The organism is Cellulosimicrobium cellulans, from assembly GCF_007679345.1.
In the GTDB taxonomy this organism is placed as follows: Bacteria; Actinomycetota; Actinomycetes; order Actinomycetales; family Cellulomonadaceae; genus Cellulomonas; species Cellulomonas cellulans_A.
On the sequence record NZ_VEGH01000003.1, the window covers coordinates 225191 to 242399 of the forward strand.

The 17209-nt window shown below is 74.2% G+C and carries 14 protein-coding genes; 4 read left to right on the top strand and 10 right to left on the bottom strand.

Going from position 1 to position 17209, the window contains the following annotated elements; genetic code table 11:
• Positions 1 to 157: 157 nt before the first annotated feature.
• From FS882_RS05555 to uvrC, 9 genes are all read right to left on the bottom strand, one after another.
• The gene (locus FS882_RS05555) at positions 158 to 514 is read right to left on the bottom strand and encodes an RNA polymerase-binding protein RbpA (RefSeq protein WP_158371722.1); all 357 of its coding nucleotides are present in this window, start codon (positions 512 to 514) and stop codon (positions 158 to 160) included.
• 13 nt (positions 515 to 527) lie between these two features.
• Complete coding sequence (secG, locus tag FS882_RS05560; protein WP_146837079.1) at positions 528 to 770, bottom strand: preprotein translocase subunit SecG; 243 nt, start codon at positions 768 to 770, stop codon at positions 528 to 530.
• Positions 771 to 953: 183 nt separating this feature from the next.
• Positions 954 to 1742 carry a triose-phosphate isomerase gene (tpiA, locus tag FS882_RS05565; protein WP_158371724.1) on the bottom strand — a complete coding sequence of 263 codons (789 nt, stop codon included), beginning with the start codon at positions 1740 to 1742 and terminating at the stop codon, positions 954 to 956.
• Between the two features lie 5 nt (positions 1743 to 1747).
• On the bottom strand, positions 1748 to 2938 hold the full coding sequence (locus FS882_RS05570; protein ID WP_158371726.1) for a phosphoglycerate kinase: 1191 nt from the start codon (positions 2936 to 2938) through the stop codon (positions 1748 to 1750).
• Between the two features lie 135 nt (positions 2939 to 3073).
• Positions 3074 to 4078, bottom strand: coding sequence for a type I glyceraldehyde-3-phosphate dehydrogenase (gap, locus tag FS882_RS05575; RefSeq protein ID WP_154729056.1), 1005 nt, complete (start codon positions 4076 to 4078; stop codon positions 3074 to 3076).
• A 232-nt stretch (positions 4079 to 4310) separates the two neighbouring features.
• Positions 4311 to 5291: a DNA-binding protein WhiA gene (gene whiA, locus FS882_RS05580; protein ID WP_154729057.1), complete on the bottom strand. Its 981-nt coding sequence runs from the start codon at positions 5289 to 5291 to the stop codon at positions 4311 to 4313.
• A gap of 4 nt (positions 5292 to 5295) precedes the next feature.
• Positions 5296 to 6276, bottom strand: a complete 981-nt coding sequence (gene yvcK, locus FS882_RS05585; RefSeq protein ID WP_158371728.1) for a uridine diphosphate-N-acetylglucosamine-binding protein YvcK — start codon at positions 6274 to 6276, stop codon at positions 5296 to 5298.
• Positions 6273 to 7220, bottom strand: coding sequence for an RNase adapter RapZ (gene rapZ, locus FS882_RS05590; protein WP_158371730.1), 948 nt, complete (start codon positions 7218 to 7220; stop codon positions 6273 to 6275). The genes yvcK and rapZ overlap by 4 nt, the downstream gene beginning before the upstream one ends.
• Complete coding sequence (uvrC, locus tag FS882_RS05595) at positions 7217 to 9301, bottom strand: excinuclease ABC subunit UvrC (RefSeq protein WP_158371732.1); 2085 nt, start codon at positions 9299 to 9301, stop codon at positions 7217 to 7219. Before uvrC ends, rapZ begins: the two co-directional genes overlap by 4 nt.
• 56 nt (positions 9302 to 9357) lie before the next feature.
• Between uvrC and FS882_RS05600 the strand changes: the two genes are divergently transcribed.
• Positions 9358 to 9879 carry an OsmC family protein gene (locus FS882_RS05600; protein ID WP_158371734.1) on the top strand — a complete coding sequence of 174 codons (522 nt, stop codon included), beginning with the start codon at positions 9358 to 9360 and terminating at the stop codon, positions 9877 to 9879.
• A gap of 15 nt (positions 9880 to 9894) precedes the next feature.
• Here FS882_RS05600 and uvrA read toward each other — a convergent pair whose 3' ends face one another.
• Positions 9895 to 12789: an excinuclease ABC subunit UvrA gene (uvrA, locus tag FS882_RS05605; RefSeq protein ID WP_158371736.1), complete on the bottom strand. Its 2895-nt coding sequence runs from the start codon at positions 12787 to 12789 to the stop codon at positions 9895 to 9897.
• Between the two features lie 72 nt (positions 12790 to 12861).
• Here uvrA and FS882_RS05610 point away from each other — a divergent pair, with 72 nt between their 5' ends.
• The 3 genes from FS882_RS05610 to FS882_RS05620 all read left to right on the top strand — a co-directional run bounded on the left by FS882_RS05610 (position 12862) and on the right by FS882_RS05620 (position 17131).
• Entirely contained in the window at positions 12862 to 14736 is a 1875-nt protein-coding gene (locus FS882_RS05610) for a glycoside hydrolase family 15 protein (protein ID WP_262348088.1), read from the top strand.
• Positions 14733 to 15509, top strand: coding sequence for an MBL fold metallo-hydrolase (locus tag FS882_RS05615; RefSeq protein WP_262348089.1), 777 nt, complete (start codon positions 14733 to 14735; stop codon positions 15507 to 15509). The genes FS882_RS05610 and FS882_RS05615 overlap by 4 nt, the downstream gene beginning before the upstream one ends.
• A gap of 155 nt (positions 15510 to 15664) precedes the next feature.
• A complete protein-coding gene (locus tag FS882_RS05620) occupies positions 15665 to 17131 on the top strand; it encodes a DUF4190 domain-containing protein (RefSeq protein ID WP_158371740.1) in 1467 nt (488 codons plus the stop codon).
• The last annotated feature ends 78 nt before the right edge of the window (positions 17132 to 17209 follow it).

Here is a 17209-nt window from a genome sequence, read left to right on the forward strand (position 1 = left end):
GCCGGGTGGCTGCGGGGCCCTCGCACGTGCGGCGAACCCGGCGAGGTCGAGGGTTTGCCGGTTCACGGCGGCCCGAAACGCTCGACCTCGGCGGAAGCGCTCGACCTCGGCGGGGATCCCCGCTCCCCTCGGCCGGGTGCTGCGTGCGGGTGCCGGGTCAGCGCACCCCGCCGCGACGGCGGGCACGGAGCGCCGCCAGGGCCTCGTCCAGGATCGCCTCGCCGTCCTCGGCGGACCGGCGCTCCTTCACGTAGGCCAGGTGGGTCTTGTACGGCTCGTTGCGCACGGGGGACGGGGGGTTGGCCTCGTCCTGGCCGGCGGGGAACCCGCAGCGCGGGCAGTCCCACATCTCGGGGGCCTCGGCCGCCGCCTCCTCCGCGAAGGACGGGCGGGTCTCGTGGCCGTTCGCGCACCAGTAGGAGATCCAGACGCGGGGGGCGGCGTCGCCGCGCTCGGCCTCGCCCATGGGGCCCGCACCGACGCGGGACCCGCGGATCGCACTTCCGCTCGCCATTGGGTCGTCTCCCTCAGCTCACGCGCTCGATGAGACCGAGCAGCACGATCACGACCGCCCACACGAGGCTGACGCCCACGGTGATGCGGTTGAGGTTGCGCTCGGCCACGCCGGAGGACCCGGCGCTGCTGGTGATGCCGCCGCCGAACATGTCGGACAGGCCGCCGCCCTTGCCCTTGTGCAGCAGGACGAGCGGGACGAGCAGCAGGCTCGTGACCACCAGGAGGACCTGGAGGGCGATGGTGAGGGCTGTCACGGCGGGTCTGGCTCTTCTCGCTGTCGGGGACCCCGGACGGGGTCGGTCGGGTGGACCGCGGTCCAGGGTAGGCGACGCGCGGCGCAGGAATCCAGCACGACAGGCCGGATCGGGCCGCAGGTCGCCCGGTCGGCCGGGGCGCGCGGCGGCGTGCTGCCGCCGCGCGACCCCGGCCGGGGTGGCTCAGGCGCCGACGTGCTCCTGGAACCGGGCGATCTTGGCGAAGTCCTCCGCGTCGAGCGACGCGCCGCCGACGAGCGCGCCGTCGACGTCGGGCTTGCCGATGATCTGGGCGGCGTTGCCGGACTTCACCGAGCCGCCGTAGAGCACGCGGACGGCGTCGGCGACCTCGGCCGAGTACAGCTCGGCGAGCTTGCCGCGGATGGCCGCGCAGACCTCCTGCGCGTCCTCGGGGGTGGCGACCTCGCCGGTGCCGATGGCCCACACCGGCTCGTAGGCGACGACGACCGTCTTCGCCTGCTCCTCGGTGACGCCCGCGAGAGAGCCCTCGAGCTGCGTCAGCGTGTACTCGACGTGGGTGCCCGCCTTGCGGATCTCCAGGCCCTCGCCGACGCAGACGATCGGGGTGATGCCGGCACCGAGCGCGGCGACCGTCTTGGCCGCGACGACCGCGTCGGACTCGCCGTGGTACTCGCGGCGCTCCGAGTGGCCGGTGGCCACGTAGGTCACGCCGAGCTTCGCGAGCTGCGCGGCGGAGACCTCGCCGGTGTACGCGCCGGACGCGTGCTGGGACACGTCCTGCGCGCCGTAGCCGATCTCCAGCTTGTCCGCGTCGACCAGGGTCTGCACGGAGCGGATGTTGGTGAACGACGGCAGGACGACGACCTCGGCGGTGCCGAAGTCGTGCTTGGCGTCCTTCAGCGTCCAGGCGAGCTTCTGCACCAGGTGCACGGCCTCGTGGTGGTCGAGGTTGAGCTTCCAGTTGCCCGCGATCAGGGGGGTACGTGCCATGTGGATCAGTCCTCCAGGACCGCGATGCCGGGGAGGGTCTTGCCCTCGAGGAGCTCCAGCGACGCGCCGCCGCCGGTCGAGATGTGGCCGAAGCCGGCCTCGTCGAAGCCGAGGCGACGGACGGCCGCGGCCGAGTCGCCGCCGCCGACGATCGAGAAGCCGTCGGTGTCGACGAGCGCCTGCGCGACGGCCTTGGTGCCCTCGGCGAACGCCGGGAACTCGAACACGCCCATCGGGCCGTTCCAGGCGATGGTCTTCGCGCCGAGGATGGCCTCGCGGAACAGCTCGCCCGACTTCGGGCCGATGTCCAGGCCCATCTTGCCGGCGGGGATCTTGTCCGCGTCGACGGTCTCGTGCGGGGCGTCGGCCGCGAAGCCGTCGGCCGCGACGATGTCGACGGGCAGCACGATCTCGACGCCGGACTCCTGCGCCTGCGCGAGGTAGCCCTTCACCGTCTCGACCTGGTCCTCCTCGAGCAGCGAGGAGCCGACCTCGTGGCCCTGGGCCTTGAGGAACGTGAAGACCATGCCGCCGCCGATGAGCAGCTTGTCGGCCTTGGTCAGCAGGTTGGCGATGACGCCGAGCTTGTCGGAGACCTTCGAGCCGCCGAGCACGACCACGTAGGGGCGCTCGGGGTCCTCGACGGCCTTGCGCAGCGCCTCGACCTCGGCCAGCACGAGGGTGCCGGCCGCGTGCGGCAGGCGCAGCGCGACGTCGTAGACCGACGCCTGCTTGCGGTGCACGACGCCGAAGCCGTCGGACACGAACGCGTCGGCCAGCTGGGCCAGCTCGTCCGCGAGCTCGCCGCGCACGGCGTCGTCCTTGGAGGTCTCGCGCGCGTCGAACCGGATGTTCTCGAGCAGCGCGATCTGGCCGTCCTCGAGCGCCGCGACCGTGGCCTTGGCCGAGTCGCCCACGACGTCCTCCGCGAGGGCGACCGGCTGGCCGAGCAGCTCGCCCAGGCGGGCGGCGACGGGGGCCAGCGAGTACTTCGCGTCCGGCTCGCCCTTCGGGCGGCCGAGGTGCGCGGTGACGACCACGCGGGCGCCGGCGTCGAGCAGGCCCTTCAGCGTGGGCAGCGCGGCGCGGATGCGGCCGTCGTCGGTGATGGTCGTGCCGTCGAGCGGCACGTTGAAGTCGGAACGGACGAGCACGCGCTTGCCGCGCAGGTCGCCGAGGTCCTCGATGGTCTTCATGCTTGCCTACCTTGCTCCGCGGGGCCGTCGGGACCGACGACCGGGGCTGTCCATGACGGCGCCCGCGACACGCCGGGGTCGGAGGCCGACCCCGGCGTGCGCGGGCGCATGTGCGTCGCTACCGACGGCTGAGGGTCAGAGACGCTCGCCGACGTAGGAGGTGAGGGTGACGAGGGAGTTGGAGTAGCCCCACTCGTTGTCGTACCAGGACACGACCTTCACCAGGTCGCCCGACACCTTGGTCAGCTTCGAGTCGAAGATGCTCTGGTGCGGGTCGGTGACGATGTCGGAGGACACGATCTCGTCCTCGACGTACGCCAGGACGCCCTTGAGCGGGCCCTCGGCGGCGGCCTTCACCGCGGCGTTGACCTCGTCCACCGTGACCTCGCGCGAGGCGGTGAAGGTGAGGTCGGTCGCCGAGCCGGTGATGGTCGGGACGCGCAGGGCGTAGCCGTCCAGCTTGCCCTTCAGCTCCGGCAGCACGAGCGCGACGGCCTTGGCGGCGCCGGTCGAGGTCGGGACGATGTTCTGCGCGGCGGCGCGGGCACGACGGAGGTCGCGGTGCGGGCCGTCCTGCAGGTTCTGGTCACCCGTGTAGGCGTGGATCGTGGTCATGAGGCCACGCTCGATGCCGATCGAGTCGTTGAGCGCCTTCGCCAGCGGGGCGAGGCAGTTCGTGGTGCACGACGCGTTCGAGATGATGTGCTGCGTGGCCGGGTCGTACGACTCGTGGTTCACGCCGACGACGAAGGTGCCGTCCTCGTTCTTCGCCGGGGCGGAGATGATGACCTTCTTGGCACCGGCGGCGATGTGCGCCTTGGCCTTCTCGGCGTCCGTGAAGAAGCCGGTCGACTCGATGACGATGTCGGCGCCCAGCTCGGCCCAGGGGAGGTTGGCCGGGTCGCGCTCCGCGAGGGCGCGGATGTTCTTGCCGTCGACGATGATGTTGTCGTCGTCGAAGTCGACGCTCAGCGGGAAGCGGCCCAGCACGGTGTCGTACTTGAGCAGGTGAGCCAGCGTCTTGTTGTCCGTCAGGTCGTTGACGCCGACGATCTCGATGTCGGCGCCCGACGCCACGATGGCCCGGTAGAAGTTGCGCCCGATGCGGCCGAAGCCGTTGATGCCGACCTTGATGGTCACTTGCCCTCCTCGGCACGCGCCGGCACAGGCCAGCGCACACTGTTGCGGTGATGGACTGCGCACGCCGGTGTGCGCTCCGGAAACGCCGCGGTCACACGATCTTGACCCTCAGAACATCTCCGGATGGCCTAGAGCCTATACCCGCACGCGGGGTGGCGCAGGGACCTAGGTCTGGCCGGCGGGACGGCCGTCCGTGGTGCGGACGGCCTTTCACCCGCTGCCCCGTGGCCTGCTAGAGGTCCAGCAGGTCGGGGCTCAGCCCGGACTCGGTGTCCGGGATGCCGAGGTCGGCCGCGCGCTTGTCGGCCGTCGCCAGCAGGCGGCGGATCCGGCCCGCCACCGCGTCCTTGGTGAGCACGGGGTCGGCGAGCTTGCCGAGCTCCTCCAGCGAGGCCTCCTTGTGGGCGAGCCGCAGCTCCCCCGCCTCGCGCAGGTGCTCGGGCACGTCGGCGCCCAGGATCTCGAACGCGCGCTCCACGCGCGCGCCCGCCGCGACCGCGGCCCGCGCCGAGCGGCGCAGGTTCGCGTCGTCGAAGTTCGCCAGGCGGTTCGCCGTGCCGCGGACCTCGCGGCGCACCCGGCGCTCCTCCCAGACCAGCAGCGTGTCGTGCGCCCCGAGCCGGGCCAGCATGGCGGCGATCGCGTCACCGTCCCGGATGACCACCCGGTCGACGCCCCGGACCTCGCGGGCCTTCGCGGGGATCTGCAGCCGGCGAGCGGCGCCGACGAGCGCCAGCGCGGCCTCCGGGCCGGGGCAGGTGACCTCCAGCGCCGAGGACCGGCCGGGCTCGGTCAGCGAGCCGTGCGCGAGGAACGCCCCGCGCCACGCCGCCTCGGCCTCCTGCACCCCCGCGGACACGATCTGGGGCGGCAGCCCGCGCACCGGGCGCCCGCGGTTGTCCAGCAGCCCGGTCTGCCGGGCGAGGGACTCGCCGTCCTTCACCACGCGCACCACGTACCGGTTGCCGCGGCGCAACCCGCCGCCGGACACGACGATCACGTCGGACTGGTGGCCGTACACCTCGGCGATGGCGGTGCGCAGCCGGCGCGCCGCCATCCCGGTGTCGAGCTCGGCCTCGATCACGATCCGCCCCGAGATGATGTGCAGCCCGCCCGCGAACCGGAGCGTCGCCGACACCTCCGCCTTCCGGCACGACGTCTTGTCGACCTGGAGCCGCGCAAGCTCGTCCTTCACCTGTGCCGTCAGAGCCATGCGGTCATCCTGCCATTCCCTGGGGTGCGCCGACGTCGCCGAGGTAGCCCTCGACCACGTCGCTGATCGCCGCGGCCAGCCGCAGCGCGTCGTGCCGGGGCGTGCCGTCGCCGCGCCGCACCTGCCGCAGCAGGAGCCGGCCGCCCTGGGCGCGGGTGCGCTCCTCGAGCTCGTCGACGTCCTCCACCGACCCGGGGTCGGCGATGACCGCGTCGAGCCGGAGGTCCGGGGCGTGCTGCCGCAGCGCGTCGAGGTGCTCGCACGGGCCCATGCCCGCCGTCTCCGCGTCCGGGCTGAGGTTGAGCAGCACGATCTTGCGGGCCCGGGTCCGGTGCAGCGCGTCCGCCAGGTCCGGCACGAGCAGGTGCGGGATCACGGAGGTGTACCAGGACCCGGGTCCGAGGACGACCCAGTCGGCCTCCTCGACCGCCGTCACGGCCTCGGGGAGCGCCGGGGGCCGGTCCGGCAGCAGCCGCACGGCCTCGATCGGGTCCCGGGCGACGGCCACGTGGCTCTGGCCGGTGACCACCTCGAGCGACCCGTCGGCGCGCCGCACGTCCGCCTCGATCGCCAGCGGCACCGCGGCCATCGGCAGCACGCGGCCGCGCGCGCCCAGCAGCCGGCCGACCCAGTCGAGGCCGTCCACGGTGTCGCCGAGCAGCTCCCAGAGCGCCACGATCAGCAGGTTGCCGACCGCGTGCTTGTCCAGGTCGCCGGCCGAGGTGAACCGGTGCTGCAGGACGTCGCGCCAGGTGCGGCCCCAGTCGGAGTCGTCGCACAGCGCGGACAGCGCCATGCGCAGGTCGCCGGGCGGCAGCACGTCGAGCTCGTCGCGCAGCCGCCCGGAGGAGCCGCCGTCGTCCGCGACCGTCACGACCGCCGTCAGCCGGTCCGTGACGCGACGCAGCGCCGAGAGGGACGCGGACAGCCCGTGCCCGCCGCCCAGGGCGACGAACGCGGGCTGCCCGTCGCGGGACGGGCTCATTCCTTGCCGAGGTCGCGCGCGGCCACGGTGACGCGCTGGCCCCGGTGGCGCAGCCGCTCGGCGATGGCCTCGCTGATCGCGACCGAGCGGTGTTTGCCGCCCGTGCAGCCCACCGCGATCGTCACGTAGCGCTTCTCCTCCGCCAGGTACCCGGCGAGCACCGGCTCCAGTGCGTCGACGTACCGGTCCACGAAGTCGACCGCGCCCGGCAGGCCGAGCACGTAGTCGCGCACGGGGGCGTCCCGGCCGGACATGTGCCGCAGCTCGGTGATCCAGTACGGGTTGGCCAGGAACCGGACGTCGACGACGTGGTCCGCGTCCAGCGGGATGCCGTACTTGAAGCCGAAGGACAGCACGTTGACCCGCAGCGCGTCCTCCTCCTGCTCCGAGGACACCGCGCCGCGCACGATGCGGCCCAGCTCGTGCACGTTCGTCTCCGAGGAGTCGATCAGCACGTCCGCGCGCTCCCGGATGTCCTGCAGCAGGCTGCGCTCGGCGGTGATGCCGTCGAGGATCCGGCCCTCGCCCTGCAGCGGGTGCGGGCGGCGCACCTGCTCGTACCGGCGCACCAGCACCTCGTCCGAGGCGTCGAGGAACAGGATCCGGTAGTCGATGCCGGACTCGCGGAGCTGGGCGAGCACGGCGAGCAGGTCGGCGAAGAACTCCCGGCCCCGTACGTCCACCACGGCCGCGATCCGCAGGTCCGCGCTCGGCGGCCCGCCGTGGGTCAGCATGCCGACCAGGTGCGTGAGCATCTGCGCCGGCAGGTTGTCCACGACGTACCAGCCCATGTCCTCCAGGACCGCGCCGGCGCGGGTGCGGCCGGCGCCGGACATGCCGGTGATGATCAGGACGTGCGGCTGCCGGACGCGGGGCGCCTCGGTCGCCGCCTCGATCGCGGGGATGCCGTGCGGGACGGTGATCGGCGAGGTCTCGTCGCTCATGCGCCCAGCATGCCAGGCGCACCGCCGGTCGGGGTCGCCGGGTCCGTGGCCGGCGCCGGGACCCCGGCGGGCTCGGCGGCCCCGGCGAGCGCCGCCACCACCGCCGCCGCCGTGCGCGCGCCCATGCCGGGCACGGTGGCGATCTCCTCCGCCGTCGCCGCCCGGAGCCGCTTGAGCGAGCCGAAGTGCTTGAGCAGCGCCGCCGACCGCGCGGGGCCGAGGCCCGGCACGGTGTCGAGTGCCGACACGGTCATGCCCTTGCTGCGCTTCTTGCGGTGCGCGGTGATCGCGAACCGGTGCGCCTCGTCCCGGACGCGCTGCAGCAGGTACAGCCCCTCCGAGGAGCGCTGCAGGATCACGGGGTAGTCCTCCCCCGGCAGCCAGACCTCCTCCAGGCGCTTGGCCAGGCCGCAGAGCGCGACGTCGTCGACGCCGAGCTCCGCGAGGGCCGCCGCGGCGGCGGCGACCTGCGGCGGGCCGCCGTCGACCACGACCAGGTTCGGCGGGTAGGCGAACCGCTGCGGGCGCCCGGTCGTCTCGTCGATCGGCCCGGACCGCACCGGCCCGGCGTCGGCGTCGGCCAGCGCCTCGGCGACCTGGTCCTCCCCCAGGCCGAGCTCGAGGTCGCCCGCCTGCTCGCGCTCGGCGAGGTAGCGACGGAACCGGCGGGTGATCACCTCGTGCATCGCCGCGGTGTCGTCGCGCGCGCCGGTGCCCTCGGGGCCGCGGATGCCGAACGTCCGGTACTCGCTCTTGCGGGGCAGCCCGTCCTCGAACACGACCATCGACGCGACCTGGAACGTGCCCTGGTTGTGCGACACGTCGTAGCACTCGATGCGCAGCGGCGCGGAGTCCAGCCCCAGCGCCTCCTGGATCTCCTGCAGCGCCTGGCTGCGGGTGGTGAGGTCGCCGGCCCGGCGGGTCCGGTGCAGCGCGAGCGCGTGCTCGGCGTTCTTGCGCACCGTCTCGGCCAGCTCGTGCTTGTCGCCGCGCTGCGGGACGCGGACGTGCACCCGGCTCCCGCGCAGGCCGGACAGCCACGCCTGCACCTGCTCCAGGTCGTCCGGCAGCACCGGGACCAGGACCTCGCGCGGGACCGAGCCCGCCGCCGCGCCCGCGGCCGCGCCGCCTGCGTCCCCGCCCGGCGCGTCGCCGTACACCTGCTGGAGCAGGTGCTCGACGAGCTGCGCGTCGGTGACGTCCTCGACCTTCTCCACCACCCAGCCGCGCTGGCCGCGGATGCGGCCGTCCCGGACGTGGAACACCTGCACCGCGGCCTCGAGCTCGTCACCGGCCAGCGCGAAGATGTCCGCGTCGGTCCCGTCGGACAGCACCACGGCGTTCTTCTCGGTCGCGCGCTTCAGGGCGCCGATGTCGTCGCGCAGCCGGGCCGCGCGCTCGTAGTCCATCTCCGCCGCGGCCTCCTGCATCCGCGCCGTGAGCCGCTTGGTGAACCGTGCGGTGTCACCGGCCATGAAGTCGGCGAACTCCTCCGCGAGGACGTGGTGGTCCTCCTGGGAGATCTTCCCGACGCACGGGGCGGAGCACTTGTCGATGTAGCCGAGCAGGCACGGCCTGCCCTGCTGCTTCGCGCGCTTGAACACGCCCGCCGAGCACGTCCGCACCGGGAACACCCGGAGCAGCAGGTCGACGGTCTCCCGGATCGCCCAGGCGTGCGCGTACGGGCCGAAGTACCGGGTGCCGGGGCGCTTCGCGCCGCGCATGACCTGCACCCGCGGGAACTGGTCGGCCAGCGTCACGGCCAGGTACGGGTACGACTTGTCGTCGCGGTACTTCACGTTGAACCGCGGGTCGAACTCCTTGATCCAGGAGTACTCCAGCGCCAGCGCCTCGACCTCGGTGCCGACGACGGTCCACTGCACGGACGCGGCCGTGGTGACCATCTGCTGCGTGCGGGGGTGCAGGCCGGCGACGTCCTGGAAGTACGAGTTCAGCCGGGACCGCAGGCTCTTGGCCTTGCCGACGTAGATGACCCGGCCGTCCTTGTCGCGGAACCGGTAGACGCCGGGCTGGTCCGGGATCTCCCCCGGGGCGGGGCGGTAGGTGGCGGGGTCAGCCATGCAGGCCACCGTAGTTCGCCGCACCGACGGCCGGGCGCGCCGGTACCGTCGGGCGCATGGGACTCCTGCACGAGTACGCCGCCGACGTCGTCTGGACGGGCGCGGGCGCCACGGGCACCACCGGGTACGCGGCGTACAGCCGGGACCACGAGGTGCGGGTCGCGGGCAAGCCGACCGTGCTCGCCTCGGCCGACCCGGCCTTCCGGGGCGACCCGGCGCGGCACAACCCCGAGGAGCTGCTCGTCGCGGCGCTGGCCGAGTGCCACATGCTCTGGTTCCTCCACTTCGCCGCCACGTCGGGCGTGACGGTCGTCGGGTACTGCGACCGGGCCACCGGGACCATGCGGGTCGAGGCGGCCGGCCACGGCCAGTTCACCGGGGTCGTGCTCCGGCCGCAGGTCACGGTGCGTCCCGGCGGCTCGGCGGCGGACGACGGCGCCGGGCTGGACGCCCAGCTCGCCGACCTGCACCGCCGGGCGCACGAGCACTGCTTCATCGCCCGGTCGGTGACCTTCCCGGTGCTGACCGAGCCGGCGCCCGCGGTGCTGGAGTCCGCGGGGGCCGACCCGGTCGGCTGAGCCCCGGCCGGCGCCTCAGGCGCTCGCGCGGACGGCGACCGGCTCGTCGAGCACCTCCGCGAGGAACGTCCCGGTGTGGCTGGCCGCGACCCGCGCGACCTGCTCCGGCGTGCCCTGCGCGACGACCGTGCCGCCGCCGGAGCCGCCCTCCGGGCCCATGTCGATGACCCAGTCCGCGTTCTTGATCACGTCGAGGTTGTGCTCGATGACGATCACGCTGTTGCCCTTGTCGACCAGGCCCTGCAGCACGCCGAGGAGCTTGCGGATGTCCTCGAAGTGCAGGCCGGTGGTCGGTTCGTCCAGCACGTAGACCGTGCGGCCGGTGGACCGGCGCTGCAGCTCGGTCGCGAGCTTGACGCGCTGCGCCTCGCCGCCGGACAGCGTCGGGGCCGGCTGGCCGAGCCGGACGTAGCCGAGGCCGACGTCGACGAGGGTCGTGAGGTGCCGGGCGATCGCGGGCACCGCGGCGAAGAACTCCGCGGCCTCCTCGATCGGCATGTCCAGCACGTCCGCGACGGTCTTGCCCTTGAAGTGCACCTCGAGCGTCTCGCGGTTGTACCGCGCGCCGTGGCACACCTCGCAGGGCACGTACACGTCCGGCAGGAAGTTCATCTCGATCTTCAGCGTGCCGTCGCCGGAGCAGGCCTCGCAGCGGCCGCCCTTGACGTTGAACGAGAACCGTCCGGCGGTGTACCCGCGGACCTTCGCCTCGGTCGTCTCGGCGAACAGCTTGCGGATCCGGTCCCAGACGCCGGTGTAGGTCGCCGGGTTGGACCGCGGGGTGCGGCCGATCGGGCCCTGGTCGACGTGCACCACCTTGTCCAGGTGCTCCAGGCCGCTGACCCGCTTGTGCCGGCCCGCGACCCGGCGGGCGCCGTTCAGCTCGTTGGCCATGACGGTGTAGAGGATCGAGTTGACCAGCGTCGACTTGCCGGACCCGGACACGCCGGTGACGGCCGTGAACGTCCCGAGCGGGAACGACACGTCGACGTTCTGCAGGTTGTGCTCGCGGGCCCCGTGCACGGTGACCTGGCGCTTCTTGTCGACCTTGCGGCGCTGCGCCGGCATCGGGATGGAGCGGCGGCCGGACAGGTACGCGCCGGTCATCGACTCGCGCGAGGCGAGCAGGCCCGCCAGGTCGCCGGAGTGCACGACCTTGCCGCCGTGCTCCCCCGCGCCCGGGCCGACGTCGACGATCCAGTCCGCCGTGCGGATGGTGTCCTCGTCGTGCTCGACCACGATGAGCGTGTTGCCGAGGTCCCGCAGCCGGGTGAGCGTGTCGATCAGCCGGCGGTTGTCCCGCTGGTGCAGGCCGATGGACGGCTCGTCCAGGACGTAGAGCACGCCGACCAGGCCGGAGCCGATCTGCGTCGCCAGGCGGATGCGCTGGGCCTCGCCGCCGGACAGCGTGGCCGCGGCGCGCATGAGCGACAGGTAGTCGAGGCCGACGTCCAGCAGGAAGCCGAGGCGGGCCTGGATCTCCTTGAGCACCTGCTCGGCGATCTGCCGCTCGCGCACGCCGAGCTCGAGGGCGTCGAGGAACTCCTTGGCCTCGCGGATGGGCAGCGCGCAGACCTCGGCGATCGACCTGCCCCCGACCCGCACGGCCAGCACCTCGGGCTTGAGGCGGGTGCCCTCGCACACGGGGCACGGGACCTCCCGCATGTACGCCTCGTACTTCTCCTTGCTCCACTCGGACTCGGTCTCGGAGTGGCGGCGCTCCAGGAACGTCACCACGCCCTCGAAGCCGGTGGAGTACTGCCGCTCGCGGCCCCAGCGGTTCTTGTACTTGACGTGCACCTTGTGGTTCTCGCCGTACAGCACGGCCTTCTTCGCGCGCTCCGGCAGCGCCCGCCACGGGGCGTCCATCGAGAACCCGAGGTCGTCGGCGAGGGCGGTCAGCACCCGCTCGAAGTACTCGGAGGAGATCTGGGCCCACGGGGCCACCGCGCCGTCGCGCAGCGACAGGTCGTCGTCGGGGACGACCAGCTCGGGGTCCACCTCGAGGCGGGAGCCGATGCCGGTGCACTCCGGGCAGGCGCCGTACGGGGCGTTGAACGAGAACGTGCGGGGCTCGATCTCGTCCAGCGTGAGCTGGTGGTCGTTCGGGCACGCGCGGTTCTCGGAGAACCGGCGCTCGCGCTCGGGGTCGTCGGCGTCCAGGTCGACCATGTCGACCACCAGGAGCCCGCCGGCCAGGCCGAGCGCGGTCTCCACCGAGTCGGTCAGGCGGCGCTGGACGCCCTCGCGGGACACCAGGCGGTCGACCACGACCTCGATGTCGTGCTTGAGCTTCTTCTCCAGCGTCGGCGGCTCGGACAGCTGCACCACCTCGCCGTCCACGCGGGCGCGGGCGAAGCCCTTGGCCTGCAGCTCCTTGAACAGGTCGGCGTACTCGCCCTTGCGGCCGCGGACCACCGGCGCGAGCACCTGGTAGCGGGTGCCCTCCGGCAGCTCGAGCAGCCGGTCGACGATCTGCTGCGGGGTCTGCGCGGTCACGCGCTCCCCGCACACCGGGCAGTGCTGCGTGCCCGCGCGGGCGAACAGCAGGCGCAGGTAGTCGTAGACCTCGGTGATGGTGCCGACGGTCGACCGCGGGTTCCGGTTGGTCGACTTCTGGTCGATCGACACCGCGGGCGACAGGCCCTCGATGAAGTCGACGTCGGGCTTGTCCATCTGCCCGAGGAACTGCCGCGCGTACGCGGACAGCGACTCGACGTAGCGGCGCTGGCCCTCCGCGAAGATGGTGTCGAAGGCCAGCGACGACTTCCCCGACCCGGACAGGCCCGTGAAGACGATGAGCCTGTCGCGCGGGAGGTCCAGGTCGACGTTGCGCAGGTTGTGCTCGCGGGCCCCCTGGACCACCAGACGATCATTCACGCGCAGCATGCTACGGCGGACCACCGACATGCGCACATGTGTTCGAACCGTAAAGGCGGGTCGACCTGCGGTGTCGTGGCAGGCCGGGAGCATGATGGGAGGGTGCCCGATCCCGTCGCCGTGACCGACCCCACCCCCGCGCCGACCCCGATCGGCGACTACGCCGTGCTGGGCGACGGCCGCACCGCCGCCCTCGTGTCCCGCGCCGGGTCCGTCGACTGGCTCTGCCCGCCGCGGTTCGACTCCCCCGCCTGCTTCGCGGCGCTGCTCGGCGGGCCGGAGCACGGCCGCTGGCTGCTGACCGCGCCGGACGCGACCCGGGTGACGCGCCGCTACCTCGACGACTCGTTCGTGCTCGAGACGACCTTCGAGACGCCGACCGGCACCGCCGTGCTCCTCGACGCGATGCCGCTCGGGGACGGCCGCTGCGACCTCGTCCGGCGGGTGACCGTCGTGCGCGGGTCCGTGCGGCTGCGGCACGAGTGGGTCGTGCGGTTCGGCTACGGCGCGGTCGTGCCCTGGGTGCACCGCGTGCCCGACGCCGACGGCCGGGGCGAGGTGATCCGCGCCGTCGCCGGCCCGGACAGCCTGGTGCTGCGCGGCGACCGGCTCCCGCGTCCCGGCGGCGGCCCGCACCGCGGGCACGTGGACGAGTTCGTCCTCGGCGAGGGCGGCAGCGTCACGCTCTCGCTCACCTGGGTCCCGTCCTGGCAGCCGGTGCCCCGGGCGCCGCGGCTCGCGCACCGCGTCGAGGCCACCGAGCACCAGTGGGCGCACTGGGCCCGGTCCGCCCGGTACCGGGGCACCTACCGGGACGCCGTCGTCCGGTCCCTGCTCGTGCTCCGGCTGCTCACCGACTCCGAGACCGGCGGGATCGTGGCCGCCGCGACCACCTCGCTCCCCGAGGACCCCGGCGGCGAGCGGAACTGGGACTACCGGTACTGCTGGTTGCGCGACGCCGCCATGACCCTCGAGGCCCTGCTCGAGCACGGGTACCGGCACGAGGCGCAGGCCTGGCGGCAGTGGCTGCTGCGCGCCGTCGCGGGCGACCCCGCCCAGGTGCAGATCATGTACGGCGTCGACGGCTCGCGGGAGCTGACCGAGCGCACCCTCGACCACCTGCCGGGCTACGCCGGGTCGCGACCCGTGCGCGTCGGCAACGCCGCCGTCGGCCAGGTGCAGAACGACGTGCTCGGCGAGGTGATGGCGGCGCTGCACCTCGCGCGCGCCTCCGGCGTGGCCGAGGGCGACGACTCCTGGTCGCTGCAGACCCACCTCGTCGACCACCTGTGCCGCACCTGGCGCCGTCCCGACAACGGGATCTGGGAGGTCCGGGGCGTGCCGCGGCACTTCACGCACTCCAAGGTCATGGCCTGGGTCGCCCTCGACCGGGCCGTCCGCGGCGTCGAGGAGCACGGCCTGCCCGGGCCCGTCGACCGCTGGCGGCGCGAGCGGGACGCGGTGCACGCCGACGTCCTGGCCCACGCCTGGGACGCGGAGCGCGGCACCTTCGTGCAGCACTACGGCGCCACGCACACCGACGCCGCCCTGCTCCAGCTGGTGCTCGTCGGCTTCCTGCCGCCCGACGACCCGCGGCTGCTCGGGACGGTCGCCGCGATCCGCGCCGAGCTCGAGGTCGCGCCCGGTCTGCTGCTGCGGTACCGGACCGAGCGCACCGACGACGGCCTGCGCGGCTCCGAGCACCCGTTCCTCGCCTGCTCCGGCTGGCTCGCGGACGCGCTGGCGCGGCAGGGCGACGTCCCCGGGGCGACCGCCGTCCTCGACGTGCTCGACGGCCTGCGCACCGACGTCGGGCTGCTCGCCGAGGAGTACGACCCGGCGACGCGCCGGATGATCGGGAACGTGCCGCAGGCGCTGTCGCACCTCGCGCTCGTGCGGGCGGTGCACAGCCACGACGAGGCGCTCGGGCGGGGCGGGACGCCGGAGCCCCGGCGCGAGGCGGTGGGGCGGCCGTGAGCCGGGCCGACGGCTCCGGCGCGACGGCGGCGGCCGGCTACACCGGCGACGTCGAGCCGGGCGGCCCGGCCGCGGTGCGGGTGCTCGACGAGGTGGTGCTCCGCAAGGTGTCCGTCGGGCCGATGGACAACGCGGCCTACGTGCTGGCCTGCCGGCGCACCGGGGAGCGGCTGCTCGTCGACGCCGCCGCGGAGCCCGACCGGCTGCTGGCGCTGGTGGGCGCGGGCGCGCCCGGTGGCGCGCCGGGCGCCGACGCCGACGCGGTGCCGCCCGGCCCTCTGGCCCTCGTCGTCACGACCCACCGGCACCGCGACCACCTCGGCGCGCTCGCCGCCGTGCTCGCCGCCACCGGCGCCCCGCACGCCGCCGGCGCCGACGACGCCGCGGCGGTCGGCGAGGCCGCGGGGACCACGGAGCCCCGCGCGCTGGCCCACGGCGACGTCCTCACCGTCGGGGCGCTGCGGCTGGACGTCGTCGCCCTGCGCGGGCACACCCCGGGCGCGGTGGCGCTCGCCTACCGGGAGCCCGACGACGCCCGCGCCCCCGGGGCCGTCCCGGGCCGGGTGCACCTGCTGACCGGCGACTCGTTGTTCCCCGGCGGCCCCGGCCGCACCATTGACCCGGTCGCGTTCGACTCCCTGATGGCCGACCTGGAGGCGCGCGTGTTCCGGCGGTTCCGCGACGACACCTGGGTGTACCCGGGGCACGGCCGCGACACCACGCTCGGGGCGGAGCGGCCGCACCTGCCCGGGTGGCGCGCCCGCGGCTGGTGAGGCCGCCGGCCCGGGCCCCCACCGGTGGAGCTCGACCACCCGTCACCCCGCCGCCGGGTGAACGCGACATGTCGGGCGTGGACGGCGTCGTCGCAGGCCGCACCCCGTCTGCCATAGTGACGCACAGGACCGCCACAGGAAGCGAGAGGACGTCCATGTCGAACGACGGCAGCGCCACGCCGGAACCCGGGCAGCAGCCCGAGCAGCAGCCCGGCAGCAGCGCCTGGCCCACCCCGGGCTCCGGCACCGAGCGCCCGACGGCGCCGGCGCCGTCGGGCTACGAGGCCTCGTCGGCCTCCGGCCCCGCGCCCTCCGGCTACGAGGCGCCGTCCTGGCCGACCCCGCCCGCGTCGGGCTCGGACGCGCCGACCGCCGCGTACCCGACCACACCGACCGCCGCGTACCCGACGTCCTCGCCGTACGGTGCGCCCGGCTCCGACGCGCCGACCGCCGCCTACCCCACGTCGTCGCCCTACGGTGCGCCCGGCGGCGACGCGCCGACCGCCGCCTACCCGACCTCCTCCCCCTACGCCGCACCCGGCGCCGGCGCGACGGGCGAGCAGCCCGCCGCGGCGCCGTACGGCACCGCGTCCGGCCCGGACGGCTCGTCCGGCCAGCCGGGCGCCGACCCGACCGCACCGGGCGCCGGGTACCCGGCCCCCGGCGGCTACCCGCAGCCGGGCGGTGGCTACCCCGCGCCCGGGGGCGGCCAGCCGGGCTCGCCGTACCCCCAGCCCGGCGCCGGCTACCCCGGTGGCGGGTACCCGGGCGGCGGCTACCCGCAGGCCCCGTACAGCCCGAACCAGTACCAGGCCGCGCCGCGGACCGACGGCGTGTCCATCGCGGCGCTGGTCACCGGCATCCTCGGCACCGGCGTCGTCGCCCTGATCCTGGGGATCATCGGCCTGCGGCGGACCAAGAAGAACGGCACGCAGGGCCGCGGGTTCGCGATCGCCGGCGTCGTGCTCGGCGGCCTGGGCGTGCTCAGCTGGATCGTCGTCGGCGTCCTCATCGGCACCGCGGTCGTCGCGCACAACAACGAGATGGCCGACCTGCGCTCGTCCTGCGAGTCCGGCGACATGCAGGCGTGCGACGACCTCTTCTACGCGGCGCCGTCCGGCTCCGACGACGAGGAGTTCGGCGACACCTGCGGCGGGCGGACCGACGGCAGCACGCTGTGCACCTCCGTCGACCCGACCCGCTGGGCCTACGGCGACGACGCCGAGCTCGACGGCCTGTGGGACGCCTGCGCGGCCGGCGACCTCGCCGCCTGCGACACCCTCTACACGAGCGCCCCGTCCGGCTCCGAGTACGAGGAGTTCGGGAGCACCTGCGGCGGCACCACCGACGGCAGCACGTACTGCGACTCCGGCGTGACCGACGACGGCACGGACCTCGGCACCGACGAGGGCACCGACCTCGGCACCGGCACCGGTGCGCAGAGCTACGGCGACGACCCGGAGCTCGACGCCCTGTGGGACGCCTGCGAGGCCGGGAGCGGCGCCGCCTGCGACAGCCTGTACTGGGAGTCCGAGTTCGGCAGCGCCTACGAGGACTTCGGCTCGACCTGCGGCAACCGCGTCGAGTACGCGGCGAGCTGCGAGTCCGAGATCGGCGGCTGACGCCGACGCACGACGCACGACGGCCCCGGGGCGGTTGGCCCCGGGGCCGTCGTGCGTCCGCGCTCCGGCGTCCGCGCT

Excerpts from the sequence above, each read along its gene's own strand:
- FS882_RS05555 (WP_158371722.1), bottom strand. The coding sequence starts at position 514 with ATGGCGAGCGGAAGTGCGATCCGCGGGTCCCGCGTCGGTGCGGGCCCC.
- tpiA (WP_158371724.1), bottom strand. The coding sequence starts at position 1,742 with ATGGCACGTACCCCCCTGATCGCGGGCAACTGGAAGCTCAACCTCGAC.
- FS882_RS05570 (WP_158371726.1), bottom strand. The coding sequence starts at position 2,938 with ATGAAGACCATCGAGGACCTCGGCGACCTGCGCGGCAAGCGCGTGCTC.
- whiA (WP_154729057.1), bottom strand. The coding sequence starts at position 5,291 with ATGGCTCTGACGGCACAGGTGAAGGACGAGCTTGCGCGGCTCCAGGTC.
- yvcK (WP_158371728.1), bottom strand. The coding sequence starts at position 6,276 with ATGAGCCCGTCCCGCGACGGGCAGCCCGCGTTCGTCGCCCTGGGCGGC.
- rapZ (WP_158371730.1), bottom strand. The coding sequence starts at position 7,220 with ATGAGCGACGAGACCTCGCCGATCACCGTCCCGCACGGCATCCCCGCG.
- uvrC (WP_158371732.1), bottom strand. The coding sequence starts at position 9,301 with ATGGCTGACCCCGCCACCTACCGCCCCGCCCCGGGGGAGATCCCGGAC.
- FS882_RS05600 (WP_158371734.1), top strand. The coding sequence starts at position 9,358 with ATGGGACTCCTGCACGAGTACGCCGCCGACGTCGTCTGGACGGGCGCG.
- uvrA (WP_158371736.1), bottom strand. The coding sequence starts at position 12,789 with ATGTCGGTGGTCCGCCGTAGCATGCTGCGCGTGAATGATCGTCTGGTG.
- FS882_RS05620 (WP_158371740.1), top strand. The coding sequence starts at position 15,665 with ATGTCGAACGACGGCAGCGCCACGCCGGAACCCGGGCAGCAGCCCGAG.